Genomic DNA, 14,251 nt, shown 5'->3' on the forward strand with positions numbered 1-14,251 from the left:
GGCGGGGGCCGCCCCCCCGGGCGGCCGTCCGCTTGGGAGGCGTCCCGGGCACCTCCAGAAGCCGGGCACGACGGTGAGCCTGGAGCGCGGCGACGGCGGTGTGGCGGTGCGCCGCACCCTGCTGCCGTCCGGGCTGCGGGTGATCACCGAGCGCGTGCCGGGCGTGCGGTCGGCGTCGGTGGGCCTGTGGGTGCAGGTCGGGTCGCGCGACGAGCGCGCCGAGGTCGCGGGCGCCGCCCACTACCTGGAGCACCTGCTGTTCAAGGGCACCGCGAACCGCACGGCGGCGGCCATCGCGGAGGAGATCGACGCGGTGGGCGGCGAGCTGAACGCGTTCACCGCCAAGGAGCACACCTGCTACTACGCGCACGTCCTCGACGAGGACCTGCCGCTGGCCGTGGACCTGGTGTGCGACGTGGTGTTCGAGGCGCTGTGCGAGCCGCGCGACTTCGAGACCGAGCGCGGCGTGGTGCTCGAGGAGATCGCCATGCGCGACGACGACCCCGAGGACCTGCTGCACGACGCGTTCCTCGACGCCCTGCTGGGCGAGCACGCGCTGGGCCGCCCGGTGCTGGGCACCGAGCAGTCGATCGGGGCGATGGAGCGCGACGCGCTGTTCAACTTCTACAAGCGGCGCTACGCGCTGCCGCGGATGGTGCTCGCGGTGGCGGGCAACGTCGACCACGCGCAGGTGCTGCGGCTGGTGCGCAAGCGGCTCGGCGACCGGCTGGACCGGGTGGGCACGCCCGTCGCGCCGCGCGCCGGCCGGGCCCGCATCCCGTCGTCGCGCCGGCTGGTGCTGCACGGCGACGACACCGAGCAGGCGCACCTGATGCTGGGCGTGCGGGCGCTGGACCGGCACGACGAGCGCCGGTTCGCGCTGAACGTGCTCAACGCGGCGCTGGGCGGCGGGATGAGCTCGCGGCTGTTCCAGGAGGTCAGGGAGCGGCGGGGCCTGGCCTACCAGGTGTACTCGTCGGTGGGCCTGTACGCGGACGCGGGGACGCTGTCGGTGTACGCGGGCTGCCAGCCGGACCGGCTGGGCGACGTGGCGGGCGTGGTGCGCGAGGTGCTGACCGGGGTGGCCCGCGACGGGCTGTCGGACGCGGAGGTGGCCCGGGGCAAGGGCCAGTTGCGCGGCGGGCTCGTGCTTGGCCTGGAGGACACCAGCTCGCGCATGTCGCGCATCGGCAAGGGCGAGCTGAACTACGGCGACCACCTGTCGGTGGAGCAGACCCTGGCCCGCATCGACGCGGTCACCGCGGCGGACGTGGCGGCGCTGGCGCGGGAGTTGCTGCGACGCCCCGTCGCCGCCGCCGTGGTCGGCCCTTACGCTCACGCCGACGATCTTCCGCCCCAGGTGCACGAGGTGATCTCTTGACTACTCAGCCTTCGCCCGACCGCGCGAGCACGTCCCCGGGGGAGCCCCTGCGCGTCGGCGTCATCGGCGCGCGCGGCCGGATGGGCGCGGAGGTGGTCCGGGCGGTCGAGGCCGCGCCGGACCTGGAGGTCGTCGCGGCGATCGACGCCGGCGACCCGCTGTCGGGCCTGACCGACGCGGGCGCCCGGGTCGTGGTCGACTTCACCAACCCCGACGTGGTGATGGGCAACCTCCGGTTCTGCGTGGACCACGACGTCCACGCGGTCGTGGGCACCTCCGGGTTCGACGCGGGGCGGCTGGACGAGGTCGCCGGGTGGCTGGCGGGCAAGCCGGGGCTGGGCGTGCTGGTCGCGCCGAACTTCGCCATCGGCGCGGTGCTGTCCATGCGGTTCGCCGAGCTGGCCGCGCGGTACTACGACTCGGTCGAGGTCATCGAGCTGCACCACCCGCGCAAGCTGGACGCGCCGTCGGGCACGGCCGCGCACACGGCCAGGCTGATCACGGAGGCCCGCCGGGGTGCGGGGCTCGGCCCGATGCCGGACGCGACGGAGCAGGAGGCGCCCGGCGCGCGCGGCGCGGTGGTGGGCGACGTGCGGGTGCACTCGCTGCGGCTGGCCGGGCTGATCGCGCACCAGGAGGTCGTGTTCGGCACGGAGGGCGAGACGCTGACGCTGCGGCACGACTCGCTGGACCGCACGTCGTTCATGCCGGGCGTGCTGCTGGGCGTGCGGTCGGTCGCGAACCACCCGGGCCTGTCGGTCGGGCTCGACAAGTACATGGACCTGTGAGCCCCCGGTGAGGCCCAGGACCGCCGCGTTCCTGATCGCCGCCGCGCTGGCGGTGTACTTCGTGCTGCTCGGCGGCCGGGCGGTGCTGCTGCTGGGCACCGGCGACCCGGTCGGGATCGGGCTCGGCGTCGGCGTGCTGGTGCTGCCGCTGATCGGGGCGTGGATCCTGTGGTCGAACCTGCGGTTCGGCTTCACCACGGAGCGGATGGCGCGGCAGCTCGCGGAGGAGGGCGGCCTGCCCGACACCTCCGGGCTGCCGCGCCGCCCGTCCGGGCGGGTCGAGCGGGGGGCCGCGGACGAGTGGTTCGAGCGGCGGCGGGTCGAGGTGGAGGAGCGGCCGGAGGACTGGCGGGCGTGGTTCCTGCTGGCGCAGGCCTACGACCTGGCCGGGGACCGCGGTCGGGCCAGGGAGACCATGCGGAAGGCCATCGAGCTATTCCAGGTGCCGAAGAATCCGGTGTGAGCCACCCGGGTGAGATGCGATTCATTCGGATTTAACGTCATCTTGCCTTTGATTCGATGGTGACTCTCCGTATCGTAGAGGCGTGGCCAAGACCTGTCTGAACCTGAGGCTGACCGTTGCCCTCCTGGTGGTCCTCACCGCGCTGAGCGCGGCCCTGACCTTCGCCTGAGTCCCGCTCCACCCGTTACACGAACGTGTGGTTCTGCGTGAGATGCGCCACGAACCGGGTAAGTGCGAGGTCATGGATCGATCAGCTGTGAACCGCCTTTACGACTGCGACGTCCTGGACCGGCACGGGCGACCCATCGGTCCCGTCGCCGAGCTGTGGCTGGCGGACGGTCGGCCGCAGTGGGCCGCCGTGCGCGGCGCGGGCGGCACGACCCTCGTGCCCATCCGCGGCGCCCAGGTCCGGGAGCACCGGCTGGTGGTGCCGGTCGAGCGGCGCGAGGTGGACGACGCGCCCAGGGTCGACGGACCCGAACTCTCACTGGACGAGCAGGCCGAGCTGTACGGCCACTACGGCCTGACCGTGCCCCAGCAGCGCCTGGTGCGCCACCGGCGCGAGCCCGACGGGGCCGGCGCGCCCGGTGAGGTCGGCGGGGTCGGCGCGCCCGCGGGGGTCAGTGCACCCACCACCCCGCGACCGCGGCGGGCGACGCGGCCAGCACGCTGAACCGGGCGAACCGGCCGACCATGCCGGTGGAGACGAACAGCCAGGACGACATGCCGGCGAGCCCCGCCAGCACGGTGGTGAACATGAACGGCGGCACGCCGACCACCGAGCTGACCGCGTGCGTGCCGAACATCCAGTGCGGGTGCCGGTGGCAGCGCTCCCGCACCCACTCCATCCGCACCCGCCACCGCTGCCGCCACGGCGACAGCGGCCGTCGGGGCCGGTCCGCGCGCTTGAGGAACGCGGGCAGGCGCAGCGAGCCCCGGGCGGCGAAGAAGTAGAGCAGCTTCCCCAGCACCTGGCCCACGGCCACGGCGAGCGCGATCCACCACCACGAGAGGTGCGGCTGCTGCGTCACCAGCCCGATCACGAATAACTCGATGCTGACCAGTGGCAGCACCGAGGAGCCGAACGCCACGCAGAACGTCAGGCACAACCACCCCAGCACCCACCCGAGGCTACCAACGGATCAGGGCTCCAGGAGTAGGGTCAACCCCCCGGAAACCCTGATTTCGCGCAATGGTCGCCCACCGGCGTCCAGCGTGCGCACCGTGCCGTCCGGCGACCACCCCGCCTTGTCGTAGAAGCCGGTCGAGCTGCGGTCCGCCTCGGGCACCCAGGCGATGCCCCTGGTCGCGCCCGCCTCCCGCAACCTCCCGGCCGCCGTGGCGAGCAGCCTGCCGCCGTGCCCGCGCCGTCCCCAGCGGGGTTCCACGAGCACGCTGAGCAGGGCCGTTGCCGCCGCGTCGTCGGGCAGCGAGCCGTCCGCGCGGGCCACCTCCCCGGCGGGCGCCGGGCCGGCCACGCAGAACCCGACGAGCCAGCGGCCCTCCTCGGCCACGAGCACCTGCCCGTTCGACACCGCCTCTGCCCACGCGGGCGCGGTCTCGGCGACGTCGAGGCCGGTCAGGACGTCCTCCGGCAGCAGGTCCCGGTAGGCGGTCCGCCAGGTGTCGCGGTGGAGGCGGGCGATCTCCGCGACGTCGTCGGGGGTCGCGGTGCGCACGGAGGCATCGGCCATGCGGTCACCCTAGGGGGTCCACCCGGGGTGCTCACCGGCCTCCCGCCGCCGGCGGACGAGGGCGTCCAGCAGCTCCGCGGCGAAGTCGGCGCGCCTGGTGGGCACCAGCCACTCCTCGCCCGCGACCAGGACCCGGACCGCGGGCCCCGGCTTGACGGACCAGGCCCCGCCGTCGCGCCCGCCGCTCCTGACCCGCGACGGCACGTCGACCCGCCGGGCGCCGTCCAGGCAGTGCAGGGGCCACTCCCGCAGGACCTGCGTCCTCTCCTGGAACGCCCGGTACACGGTGATCCCCTGCTCGCCGACGAGCAGGGACGTCGTGGCGGACCCCCGGAAGGGGAACACCGCCTCCAGGTCCGACCCCACCAGGTCCGACGCGGTCAGCCCCGCCTGGCCGGCCTCCACCAGCCGCCCGAGGACCCTCAGCGCGAGCACCGGGACCACGAACGCCCCGACGACCACCGCGCCGCAGATCGCCACCCAGCCCCTCGCGGTCACCTCCACGTCCAGCAGGTGGCCCCACCAGGCGATCAGGGCCCCCAGGGGGAGCAGGCCCGCCACGGCGCAGCACACCAGGGGCGTGGCCCAGCGCCCCGGCTGGTCGGGGTGCTTCACCACCACGACGTACCAGGCGACGGCGACCACGGGCAGCGCCATGATCCCCACCGTCGTGATGCCCCCCGACGCCACCGGGTGCACCCAGGCCCCTACCAGCAGCGCGAACGCCACCAGGTAGGGGAACGCCACGAACCCGAGCCCCACCTGCCTGGTCCACTTCGCGCTCTTCCCGGCGGCTGCCGCGCCGTCCCGCACCGACATCACGAACCCCCTCGTGTCGGGACTGTGGACGCGGGGCGCGGCCGGCGGGTTTCCGGGGACCGGGGACATCACCCGGATGTCGCCCGGATGCCGCAGCGCGCCGGCCGAAACCCGCGTGCCCCGGGGTGGCCTCACGTGACAACGTCGCGGTCGTGCGTTGGGCAGCGTTGGGCGTCGTGTACGTGGTGTGGGGTTCCACCTACGTGGCCATCAAGTTCACCATCGAGTCGATGCCGCCGCTGTTGTCGGCCGGGCTGAGGTTCCTCCTCGCGGGAGGGGTGCTGGCGCTGCTGGTGGCCTGGCGCGGCGGCCTGCGGATGACGCGGCGGCAGTTCGGCTCGGGCGTGCTGCTGGGGCTGCTGCTGCCCGCGTGGGGCAACGGGCTGGTGGTGCTGGCCGAGCAGTCGGTGGCGTCGGGCCTGGCGGCGCTGCTGGTGGCGTCCGTGCCGCTGTACGTGGTGCTGATGCGGAGGTTCGCGGGGGAGCGGCCGCCGGCGGTGACGTACGCGGGCGTGCTGGTCGGGCTGGCGGGGTTGGCGGTGCTGCTGCTGGACGACGTGGGCGAGTCGTCGTGGTGGGGGCCGTGGGTGGTGCTGCTGGCGGCGTTCGGGTGGGCGCTGGGGTCGTTCCTGAGCGGTCGGCTGGCGGTGCCGGCGAACCCGTTCGCGCTGTCGGCGGTGGAGATGCTGGCGGGTGGCGCGGCGCTGTCGGTGGCCGGGCTGCTGGCGGGGGAGCGGGTGTCGGTCGCGGAGGTGACGGCGTCGTCGTGGGCGGCGTGGGGGTACCTGGTGGTGTTCGGGTCGCTGATGGCGTTCAGCTCGTACGTGTACGTGCTGGGGCAGTTGCCGGTGTCGACGGTGGCGACTTACGCGTACGTGAACCCGGTGATCGCGGTGGTGCTGGGCGTGTGGCTGGCCGGAGAGCGGGTCGGGGTGCTCCAGGTGGTCGGCGGGGCGCTGGTGGTGCTGGCGGTGGTGCTGGTGGTGCGGGCGGAACGGGTTGTCGTACCCCGCCGGCATCCTGAGAACGGGGGGCCCACCCGGCGGGGACTCCTGCGCGAGCGATCCCGGCGGGCGTGACCGGGTGTGACCCGAGCGCGGCGGGTGTGACGGGTGTGACGGGCGTGACCCGAGCGTGGCGTGCGTGGCGGCCGTGGCCCGGGGCGCGGCGGGCGTGATCAGGATGTCGTACCCGGGTGGGAACATCCAGTCGTGCAGACGATGAGCGCAGACGTCGCCCGCCGGATCGCTTTGGGCGCGCAGGGTTTCGCCGATCCACGACCGGCCGGTGAGCCCGCCCGGCGGCACCTGGCGAAGGTGCTGTCACGCGTGCGGTTGTTGCAGCTCGACTCGGTCAACGTGGCCGTGCGCGCGCACTACATGCCGCTGTTCAGCAGGCTCGGCTCGTACTCGCCCGCGCTGGTGGACGAGGCCGCCTGGTCGCACAGCGCCCGCCGGCCGCGGATGCTGGTGGAGTACTGGGCGCACGAGGCGAGCCTGGTGCCGGTGGAGGACTGGCCGCTGTTCCGGTCCGGGGCCAAGCGCCAGGGGTGGTGGAAGGCGAACACCGCCCTCGCCGCGGCGTCGCCCCGGCTGGTCGAGGACATCCTCGCCGTGGTCAAGGAGCTGGGGCCGGTCGGGGCGGGTGCGATCGAGAAGGCGCTGGCGGGCGGCGGGCCCCGGCGCAAGGACCAGTGGGGCTGGAACTGGTCGGAGGTCAAGAAGGTCTGCGAGTACCTGTTCGGCGAGGGCGTGCTGACCACGGGGACGCGGCGCGGCTTCGAGCGGCTGTACGACCTGACCGAGCGCGTGCTGCCGCCCGAGGTGCTGGCGCGGCGGGTGTCGCCGGAGGAGGGCGCGCGCGAGCTGGTGGCCCGCGCGGCGACGGCGCTGGGCGTGGCGACCGAGCCGGACCTGCGCGACTACTACCGGCTCGCGCCCGAGCGCAGCAGGCAGGCCGTGCTGGAGCTGGTGGAGGCGGGCGTGCTGGAGCCGGTGGCGGTGCGGGGGTGGCAGGCGCCCGCGTACCGGCACGTGGCGGCGCGAGTGCCGAGGCAGGTCGTGGGGCGGGCGCTGCTGTGCCCGTTCGACCCGCTGATCTGGGAGCGCGCCCGCACCGAGCGGATCTTCGACTTCTTCTACCGGATCGAGATCTACGTGCCGGCGGCCAAGCGGGTGCACGGCTATTACGTGTTCCCGTTCCTGCTGGACGGTCGGCTGGTGGCGCGGGTTGACCTGAAGGCCGACCGGGCGGCGGGGGTGCTGCGGGTGCAGGCCGCGTACGCGGAGCCGGCGGTGGACGTCGCCCGCGTGGCCGTGGAGCTGGCCGGTGAGCTGCGGGCGATGGCGGACTGGTTGGAGCTGGACCGGGTGGACGTCGCGCCGCGCGGCGACCTGGCCCCGACGCTGGCGGCGGTGGCGCGCTGACACCGATCGAGTGACAGATATTGAAATCTGTCATCTGACGGGTGATAGTAGTTCCATGACTGCTATCACCCAACGCCGCCTGGGCACGTCCGGTCCCGCCGTCTCCGCGCTGGGCCTGGGGTGCATGGGCATGTCCGACCTGTACGGCCCGGCGGACGAGGCCGAGAGCGTCGCCACCATCCACGCCGCGATCGACGCCGGCGTGAACCTGCTCGACACCGGCGACTTCTACGGCATGGGGCACAACGAGCTGCTGATCCGGGAGGCCCTGCGCGACCGCAACCGGGACGACGTGCTGATCAGCGTCAAGTTCGGCGCACTCCGCGACGCGGACGGCGGCTGGCACGGCAACGACGCCCGGCCCGAGGCGGTGCGCAACTACCTGGCGTACACGCTGCGCCGCCTCGGCACCGACCACGTCGACGTCTACCGCCCGGCCCGCCTCGACCCGGCGGTCCCGATCGAGGAGACCGTCGGGGCCATCGCCGAGGAGGTCGAGAAGGGCCGCGTCCGCCACATCGGCCTGTCCGAGGTGGGCGCGGAGACCCTGCGCCGCGCCCACGCCGTGCACCCGATCTCGGACCTCCAGATCGAGTACGCCCTGATCACGCGGGGCATCGAGCGGGAGATCCTGCCCACCGCCCGCGAGCTGGGCATCGGCATCACCGCCTACGGCGTGCTGTCGCGCGGCCTGATCTCGGGCCACTGGACGGCGGCGCGGCAGGTCGACGACTTCCGCTCGGTCTCGCCGCGCTTCCAGGGCGAGAACCTGGACCACAACCTGTCCCTGGTCGAGGCCCTGCGCGCGCTCGCCGCCGACAAGGGCGTCACGGTCGCGCAGCTGGCCATCGCCTGGGTCTTGGCCCAGGGGGAGGACATCGTGCCGCTGGTCGGCGCCCGCCGCCGCGACCGCCTGACCGAGGCCCTGGGCGCGCTGGACGTCACGCTGACCGACGACGACCTCGCGGCCATCGAGTCGGCCGTCCCCGTCGACGCCGCCGCGGGCGATCGTTACGCGGCCGTCCAGATGGCCCACCTCGACAGCGAGAGGTGATCAAGGACAATCAACACACCACCCGCGATCGGCAAGGAGCACCACCGTGGCGGACGCACTGACCGCAGAGACCATCCTCAGCACCACGGAGGACGTCCTGCGCCGCTACGGACCGGCCAAGGCGACGGTCGTGGACGTGGCCCGTGCCCTGGGCGTGAGCCACGGCTCCGTCTACCGGCACTTCCCGACCAAGGCCGCGCTGCGCGAGGCGGTGACCCAGCGGTGGCTCGACCGCGCGCACTCGGGCCTGTCGGGCATCGCGGCCTCGGACGCGCCGCCGGTCGACCGCCTGCGCGACTGGCTGGCGGCGCTGTTCGAGGCGAAGCGCAAGAAGGCGCTGGGCGACCCGGAGCTGTTCGCGACCTTCACCGTGCTGGTGGGGGAGAGCAGCGCCGTGGTCGACGCCCACATCGCCTCGATGGTCGACGACCTGGCCATCATCATCGGGGACGGCGTGGCGTCCGGCGCCTTCACCGCGCGCGACCCGGAGGTGGCGGCCAAGGCGGTCTTCGAGGCCACGGCCCGCTTCCACGACCCGGCGCACGCGGCGAGCTGGTCCGACCCGGGCGTGGACGCGGTGTTCGAGGCCGTGGTCGACCTGCTGGTGGCGGGCCTGCGGGCCGCCACGTGACCGCCCGACCCCGGCCACGACGGTCCCGAGCGCCGCGACCGGGGGCGTCCCCCGCGATCGCGATCCCGGTGGTGCTGCTCCTGATCGCCGCCCCGGTGGTGCTGCTCCTCGCCCAGGAGCACCTCTGGACGGCGCTCGCCGGGTGGTTGACCCCGCCGGGCGTCCACCCGACGCTGCTGCCGGAGGACCGGCCGCGGATGACCGCGCTCTACCTGGTCGCCGCGGTGGTGTTCGTGCTGCCGACGCTGGTCCTGGGCTTCCGGCACGCCTTCGCGCTGGGCGGGGACCTAGCGTCGCGGCCCGCCGGTCGACGTGGGCGGGGGTCGGCGGCGGTCACGGGTGGTCTGCTCGCGGTCCAGGTGCTCTTCGCGATGGCCGTCGTCCCGGCGCGGCGCAGGTCGCCGCTGGAGTCCTGGAGCCTGGACGGCGACCTGACCATCGCCGGGAGGACCGTCCTGGAGCAGGCGTTCCTGACGGGCCTGGTCGGGTGTGGCGCCGTCCTCGTGGCGGGGATCGCCACCGCGGTCCGGCGGGGGCGCCGCCGGTCCGCGGTGATGGCCGTCGCCACCCCGGTCCTGCTCTTCGCGCCCGTGGTGGCCTTCCACGGCGGGTTCCTCGCCTGACCCCTGCGGCCTGACCCCTGCGGCCTGACCCCTGCGGCCTGACCCCTGCGGCCTGACCCCGCGAGCCACCCGCCGTCGTCGCGGGCTCCCGCCCGAGCCCGATCCGCGCCCGATCCTCGCCCGATCCCGCGCCTAAGCCGCCGCCGTCGTCGTGGCCGTGGTCACCAGGGCGGCGCCCGTGCCGGTCCGCCCCGTGATGAACAGCTCCAGCCCCTGCTCCGGCGGCGTGTCCGACACCTCCAGCTCCGACCGCGCCGACCCCGAGGTGGACGCCAGGTCGACCTCCGCCGCCACCCCCGGCCGGACGCCCACGCGCACGTCGCCCGACCCCGTGCCCATCTGGATGCGCCCCGACGCCGCGTCGGCGACCGTCACGTCACCGCTGCCCGTGCGCACCTGCACGTCCCCCTGCACCACGCCCAGCCACACGTGGCCGGTCCCGGTGGTGAGCACCGTGTTGCCGCCGACCGCCGACACCTCGACGTCGCCGCTGCCGGTCTTCGCCCGCAGTTGGCCCAGCACCGGGCCCAGCCGCACCTTGCCCGCCCGCGAGTCCACCCGCACCGACGCGTCGGCGCGGTCCGCGGTCACGTCGCCGCTGTCGGTCCGCAGCTCCAGCCTGCCCGCGGGCCCGACGACGGTCACGTCCGCCGAACCCAGCTTGGTCGTCACGTGCGACCCGTGCGGCGCGCGCACGACCACCCCGAGCGGCACGGCGCGCAGCGGCAGCGCCTTGGACGAGCGCACCGTGAGCCGCCCGTTCTCGAACTCCACGCGCGCGTCGCGCACCGCCTCACCCGGCCCGACCGGCTGGGCCCGGTCGCCGAACTGGTCGTTCACCCAGCTCAGGAGGTTCGACAGCCCCGCCGCCCAGGGCTCGCCCGGCGACTCGTCCTGCCTCACCTCCACGTGCACGCCCGGCTCGTCCACCAGGTGCACCCGCACCCGGCCGGCGAGCAGCGCCACGTCGATCTCCACGGCGCCCTCGGCGTCGAAGCCCTGCTGTCGCACCACGTCGGCCTCCACGACCCCTCCTCAGCCCTGCACCCAGCCGCGCACGCGCGACCCCGAACCGCTCTGCCTGTCCCTCGAAGAACCGGACGAGCCCGAAGGGCCCGTCGAGCCCGACCACCCCTTGTGGTGCCCGCGCCGACCGCCGACCGCCCCCTGCACGGCCTGGGCCACGAACGTGTTCAACGACATGCCCTGCGCCGCCGCCGCCTGCTCCGCCTTGGACTTCAGCTCGTCCAGCAGGCGCAGGGTGATGCGCGTGGCCTCGCCGGCGGTGGGCCGGGGGACCTCCTGCGGCTCCGGTTCCGGCTCGTGGTGCGCGCCGGGCGTCCCGGTGACGACCACCTGCACGTCGCGACCGTCGAGCCGCACGTCCACCACCGCGCCGTCCAGGGCGGCGGTGACCTCGGCGGCCAGGTCGGACAGGGCGTTCATGAGGGCCAGCCGGGCGGCCGGCTCCAGCGCGGCGGACAGCAGGGCCGCCGTGCGCCGGGTGTTGTCGTCCCCGGCGGAGGCGGCCGTCGCGAGGTCCTCCCGCAGCGCCGCGATGTACGGTGACAGATCCATGACACCACCATGACGTCACCAGTGACGCCTGTCAAGGAAAGTGGTGTCATGAATGACGCCACCGAGACATCATCCCGGCCCCTGGACCGGCCCCCGGGTGCTCCTGATGGTCCAACCCGAGGTCGGTTAGGGTTCGGGCATGGCTCAGACCGTGTCCCCGAAGGTGCAGTTGATCGCGAAGACGGAGTTCTTCCCCCCGGAGGACGTCCCGTGGTCCACCGACGCCGAGGGCGGCGAGGCGCTCGCCGAGTTCGCGGGCCGCGCGTGCTACCAGTCCTGGGGCAAGCCCAACCCGGCCACGGCCACCAACGCGGGCTACATCAAGCACATCATCGAGGTCGGCCACCTGTCCGTCCTGGAGCACGGCTCGGTCAGCTTCTACCTGACCGGCATCTCCCGCTCGCTCACCCACGAGCTGATCCGGCACCGCCACTTCTCCTACAGCCAGCTCTCCCAGCGCTACGTCCCCGAGCGCGACGCCGCCATGGTCGAGCCGGACGTCATCGCGAACGACCCCGAGCTGCACGAGCTGTTCCTGAAGGCCGCGCAGGCGAGCGTCGACGCCTACAACGAGCTGCTCAAGGGTCTCGAGACCAAGTTCCAGGACGCCCCGAGCGCCACGCTGCGCCGCAAGCAGGCCCGCCAGGCCGCCCGCGCCGTGCTGCCGAACGCCACCGAGACCCGCATCGTGGTCACCGGCAACTACCGCGCGTGGCGGCACTTCATCGCCATGCGCGCCACCGAGCACGCCGACGTGGAGATCCGCGCCCTCGCCGTGGAGTGCCTGCGCCAGCTCCAGAAGGCCGCGCCCAACGCGTTCGCGGACTTCGTCATCTCGTCCCTGCCCGACGGCACCGAGGTGGCCTCCAGCCCGCTGGTCACCGAAGGATGAAGCGGCTCGTCGTCGACGTGCGGCCGGGCGAGTACACGATCGCCCGGCTGCCGGCCGACGCGCCCGTGCCCGCCGGCCTGCTCGACCTGCCGGGCCTGGTCTGCGTCACCCGCACGCCCGACGAGCTGTCGGTCGTCTGCCCGAGCGAGCACGCGCCGCGGACCGACGCCTCCCAGCCCGGCTGGCGCCTGCTCACCGTCCGGGGCCCGCTGGAGTTCACCCTCACCGGCATCATGGCCGCGCTGTCCGGCGAGCTGGCCGCGGCGGGTGTGAGCTTGTTCGCACTGTCCACCTACGACACCGACCACCTGCTGGTGAAGGCCGCCGACCTGGGCCGGGCCGTGCAGGCGCTGCGCAACTCGGGGCACGAAGTCACGAAACCGTGAAACCGGCGGGGGCGGCCCGCGGTCTGAGTTACCGTTCCGCCCGATCCGGGGTCGGTGGCGAGGAGTTGCGGTGAACAGTCCACAGGGCGTCCAGCCACGCGTCATCGCGGGCCGCTACAGCCTGCTCGCCGAGCTGGGGCGCGGCGGCATGGGCGTGGTGTGGCGCGCCCAGGACAACGTGATCGGCCGCCAGGTCGCGATCAAGGAGCTGCACCTCCCCGACGGCATCGCGCACGAGGAGCGCCGGGTGCTGGAGGAGCGGGTGCTCCGCGAGGCGCGCACCGCGGGCCGGCTCAACGACCCCGCCGTGGTCACCGTGTTCGACGTGGTCGTCGAGGGCGGCATGACCTACATCGTGATGGAGCTGGTCGAGGCGGCCACGCTGTCCGCGCTCATCGGCAGGCACGGCCCGATGCCGCCGGACCGGGTGACGTCCATCGCCGTGCAGGCGCTGTCCGCCCTGGAGTCCGCCCACCAGGCGGGCGTCGTGCACCGCGACGTCAAGCCCGGCAACCTCATGGTCACCGCCAACGGCCGCGTCAAGCTGACAGATTTCGGAATCGCACAATCAGTTGACGATCCCCGTCTGACCACCAGCGGCAGCCTGATCGGCTCGCCCGCCTACATGTCGCCGGAGCGCATCCACGGTCACGAGGCGTCACCGGCCTCCGACCTGTGGGCGCTGGGCGCCACCCTGGCCTACGCGGTGGAGGGCGTGAGCCCCTACGAGCGGTCGTCCACCGCCTCCACCCTCCACGCGATCATGAACGAGCCGCCGCGCCTGACCAGGGCGCACGGCGCGCTCGGCGCGGTGATCACCGGCCTGCTGATGCCCGACCCGAACGCCCGGCTCACCGGCCCCCAGGCCCGCGCCATGCTCGAACGGGCCGCCGCCCAGCCCACGCCGCCCACCGGGTTCGGCGCGCCGCCGCCCACCGCCCACTACACGCAGGTCACCCGGCCGAAGAAGACCTGGCTCAAGCCGGTGCTGATCACCGGCGGCGTGCTGGCGTCGGTCGCCCTGCTGGTCGCGGGCGCGTTCCTGGGCCGCTGGCTGTTCACCGACCAGCCGCCCGCCGCGATGGCCGAGGCGATCTTCTTCGGCCCGGGCGGCTCGATGTCGGCGAACCAGTTGAAGCTCAGCAGCGGCCGGTGCGGCGACAACTTCCTGGAGCCCAGCACCACGGTCAACTACGCGGACTGCGAGAAGGCCCACCGGGTGGAGTTCTTCGCCACCGGCAGCCCGTTCGGCTCCTCGGACAAGCGCGCCTACCCCGGTCAGGACTGGATGCGCGACTACGCCGAGGGCTTCTGCACGCTCCACTTCATGTCCGACGCGGTGCCGTTGGCGGACAAGGAGGACAAGCTCGTCTACGCCGCCGTGGTGCCCACCGAGGCGGAGTGGCGCGAGGACCCGGCCGACTCCGACGAGGGCACCCGCGAGATCGGCTGCGTGCTGTGGAGCAAGGACAAGAGCGAGTTGACCGGTCAGGTGACCGCCGAGTAGGTAGGTTTG

General features: G+C 73.7%; 17 protein-coding genes. 12 read left to right on the forward strand and 5 right to left on the reverse strand.

What is annotated here, in order from left to right; translation table 11 throughout:
• Positions 1–73: 73 nt before the first annotated feature.
• The 4 genes from ACFV4N_RS12665 (at position 74) to ACFV4N_RS12680 (ending at position 3,305) form a co-directional block, all read left to right on the forward strand.
• Entirely contained in the window at positions 74–1,381 is a 1,308-nt protein-coding gene (locus ACFV4N_RS12665; protein ID WP_499672639.1) for a M16 family metallopeptidase, read from the forward strand.
• A complete protein-coding gene (gene dapB / locus ACFV4N_RS12670; protein ID WP_499672640.1) occupies positions 1,378–2,169 on the forward strand; it encodes a 4-hydroxy-tetrahydrodipicolinate reductase in 792 nt (263 codons plus the stop codon). The genes ACFV4N_RS12665 and dapB overlap by 4 nt, the downstream gene beginning before the upstream one ends.
• A gap of 7 nt (positions 2,170–2,176) precedes the next feature.
• Positions 2,177–2,632 (forward strand): tetratricopeptide repeat protein, encoded by a 456-nt coding sequence (locus tag ACFV4N_RS12675; protein WP_499672641.1) that lies wholly within the window; start codon positions 2,177–2,179, stop codon positions 2,630–2,632.
• Between the two features lie 241 nt (positions 2,633–2,873).
• Positions 2,874–3,305: a PRC-barrel domain-containing protein gene (locus ACFV4N_RS12680; RefSeq protein WP_499672642.1), complete on the forward strand. Its 432-nt coding sequence runs from the start codon at positions 2,874–2,876 to the stop codon at positions 3,303–3,305.
• Here the strand turns inward: ACFV4N_RS12680 and ACFV4N_RS12685 are convergent.
• From ACFV4N_RS12685 to ACFV4N_RS12695, 3 genes are read right to left on the reverse strand one after another with little or no spacing between them, the layout of a single operon-like run.
• On the reverse strand, positions 3,253–3,753 hold the full coding sequence (locus ACFV4N_RS12685; RefSeq protein WP_499672643.1) for a VTT domain-containing protein: 501 nt from the start codon (positions 3,751–3,753) through the stop codon (positions 3,253–3,255). The two genes, ACFV4N_RS12680 and ACFV4N_RS12685, sit on opposite strands and share 53 nt — an antisense overlap.
• 21 nt (positions 3,754–3,774) lie before the next feature.
• A complete protein-coding gene (locus ACFV4N_RS12690; protein WP_499672644.1) occupies positions 3,775–4,326 on the reverse strand; it encodes a GNAT family N-acetyltransferase in 552 nt (183 codons plus the stop codon).
• Positions 4,327–4,335: 9 nt separating this feature from the next.
• The gene (locus tag ACFV4N_RS12695; RefSeq protein WP_499672645.1) at positions 4,336–5,145 is read right to left on the reverse strand and encodes a hypothetical protein; all 810 of its coding nucleotides are present in this window, start codon (positions 5,143–5,145) and stop codon (positions 4,336–4,338) included.
• A 152-nt stretch (positions 5,146–5,297) separates the two neighbouring features.
• Here ACFV4N_RS12695 and ACFV4N_RS12700 point away from each other — a divergent pair, with 152 nt between their 5' ends.
• The 5 genes from ACFV4N_RS12700 to ACFV4N_RS12720 all read left to right on the forward strand — a co-directional run bounded on the left by ACFV4N_RS12700 (position 5,298) and on the right by ACFV4N_RS12720 (position 9,879).
• A complete protein-coding gene (locus ACFV4N_RS12700) occupies positions 5,298–6,224 on the forward strand; it encodes an EamA family transporter (RefSeq protein ID WP_499672646.1) in 927 nt (308 codons plus the stop codon).
• A 141-nt stretch (positions 6,225–6,365) separates the two neighbouring features.
• Entirely contained in the window at positions 6,366–7,571 is a 1,206-nt protein-coding gene (locus tag ACFV4N_RS12705) for a winged helix-turn-helix domain-containing protein (RefSeq protein ID WP_499672647.1), read from the forward strand.
• Positions 7,572–7,626: 55 nt separating this feature from the next.
• Positions 7,627–8,625, forward strand: coding sequence for an aldo/keto reductase (locus ACFV4N_RS12710; protein ID WP_499672648.1), 999 nt, complete (start codon positions 7,627–7,629; stop codon positions 8,623–8,625).
• Positions 8,626–8,671: 46 nt separating this feature from the next.
• Positions 8,672–9,256 carry a TetR/AcrR family transcriptional regulator gene (locus ACFV4N_RS12715; RefSeq protein WP_499672649.1) on the forward strand — a complete coding sequence of 195 codons (585 nt, stop codon included), beginning with the start codon at positions 8,672–8,674 and terminating at the stop codon, positions 9,254–9,256.
• A 68-nt stretch (positions 9,257–9,324) separates the two neighbouring features.
• On the forward strand, positions 9,325–9,879 hold the full coding sequence (locus ACFV4N_RS12720; RefSeq protein ID WP_499672650.1) for a hypothetical protein: 555 nt from the start codon (positions 9,325–9,327) through the stop codon (positions 9,877–9,879).
• Positions 9,880–10,011: 132 nt separating this feature from the next.
• On the opposite strand, the gene ACFV4N_RS12725 is transcribed toward ACFV4N_RS12720, so the two are convergent.
• Together ACFV4N_RS12725 and ACFV4N_RS12730 are read right to left on the reverse strand one after the other, a co-directional pair.
• Complete coding sequence (locus ACFV4N_RS12725; RefSeq protein ID WP_499672651.1) at positions 10,012–10,905, reverse strand: DUF4097 family beta strand repeat-containing protein; 894 nt, start codon at positions 10,903–10,905, stop codon at positions 10,012–10,014.
• 9 nt (positions 10,906–10,914) lie between these two features.
• Positions 10,915–11,457 carry a toxin-antitoxin system HicB family antitoxin gene (locus tag ACFV4N_RS12730; protein ID WP_499672652.1) on the reverse strand — a complete coding sequence of 181 codons (543 nt, stop codon included), beginning with the start codon at positions 11,455–11,457 and terminating at the stop codon, positions 10,915–10,917.
• 139 nt (positions 11,458–11,596) lie between these two features.
• On the opposite strand from ACFV4N_RS12730, the gene thyX reads away from it, so the two are divergent.
• From thyX to ACFV4N_RS12745, 3 genes are all read left to right on the forward strand, one after another.
• On the forward strand, positions 11,597–12,349 hold the full coding sequence (thyX, locus tag ACFV4N_RS12735; protein WP_499672653.1) for an FAD-dependent thymidylate synthase: 753 nt from the start codon (positions 11,597–11,599) through the stop codon (positions 12,347–12,349).
• Entirely contained in the window at positions 12,346–12,735 is a 390-nt protein-coding gene (locus ACFV4N_RS12740) for an ACT domain-containing protein (protein WP_499672654.1), read from the forward strand. The genes thyX and ACFV4N_RS12740 overlap by 4 nt, the downstream gene beginning before the upstream one ends.
• Positions 12,736–12,805: 70 nt before the next feature.
• Positions 12,806–14,242: a serine/threonine-protein kinase gene (locus ACFV4N_RS12745; protein WP_499672655.1), complete on the forward strand. Its 1,437-nt coding sequence runs from the start codon at positions 12,806–12,808 to the stop codon at positions 14,240–14,242.
• The last annotated feature ends 9 nt before the right edge of the window (positions 14,243–14,251 follow it).

Source organism: Actinosynnema sp. NPDC059797 (assembly GCF_042732085.1).
Taxonomy (GTDB): domain Bacteria; phylum Actinomycetota; class Actinomycetes; order Mycobacteriales; family Pseudonocardiaceae; genus Actinosynnema.

Excerpts from the sequence above, each read along its gene's own strand:
- ACFV4N_RS12680 (WP_499672642.1), top strand. The coding sequence starts at position 2,874 with ATGGATCGATCAGCTGTGAACCGCCTTTACGACTGCGACGTCCTGGAC.
- ACFV4N_RS12690 (WP_499672644.1), bottom strand. The coding sequence starts at position 4,326 with ATGGCCGATGCCTCCGTGCGCACCGCGACCCCCGACGACGTCGCGGAG.
- ACFV4N_RS12695 (WP_499672645.1), bottom strand. The coding sequence starts at position 5,145 with ATGTCGGTGCGGGACGGCGCGGCAGCCGCCGGGAAGAGCGCGAAGTGG.
- ACFV4N_RS12705 (WP_499672647.1), top strand. The coding sequence starts at position 6,366 with ATGAGCGCAGACGTCGCCCGCCGGATCGCTTTGGGCGCGCAGGGTTTC.
- ACFV4N_RS12710 (WP_499672648.1), top strand. The coding sequence starts at position 7,627 with ATGACTGCTATCACCCAACGCCGCCTGGGCACGTCCGGTCCCGCCGTC.
- ACFV4N_RS12730 (WP_499672652.1), bottom strand. The coding sequence starts at position 11,457 with ATGGATCTGTCACCGTACATCGCGGCGCTGCGGGAGGACCTCGCGACG.
- thyX (WP_499672653.1), top strand. The coding sequence starts at position 11,597 with ATGGCTCAGACCGTGTCCCCGAAGGTGCAGTTGATCGCGAAGACGGAG.
- ACFV4N_RS12740 (WP_499672654.1), top strand. The coding sequence starts at position 12,346 with ATGAAGCGGCTCGTCGTCGACGTGCGGCCGGGCGAGTACACGATCGCC.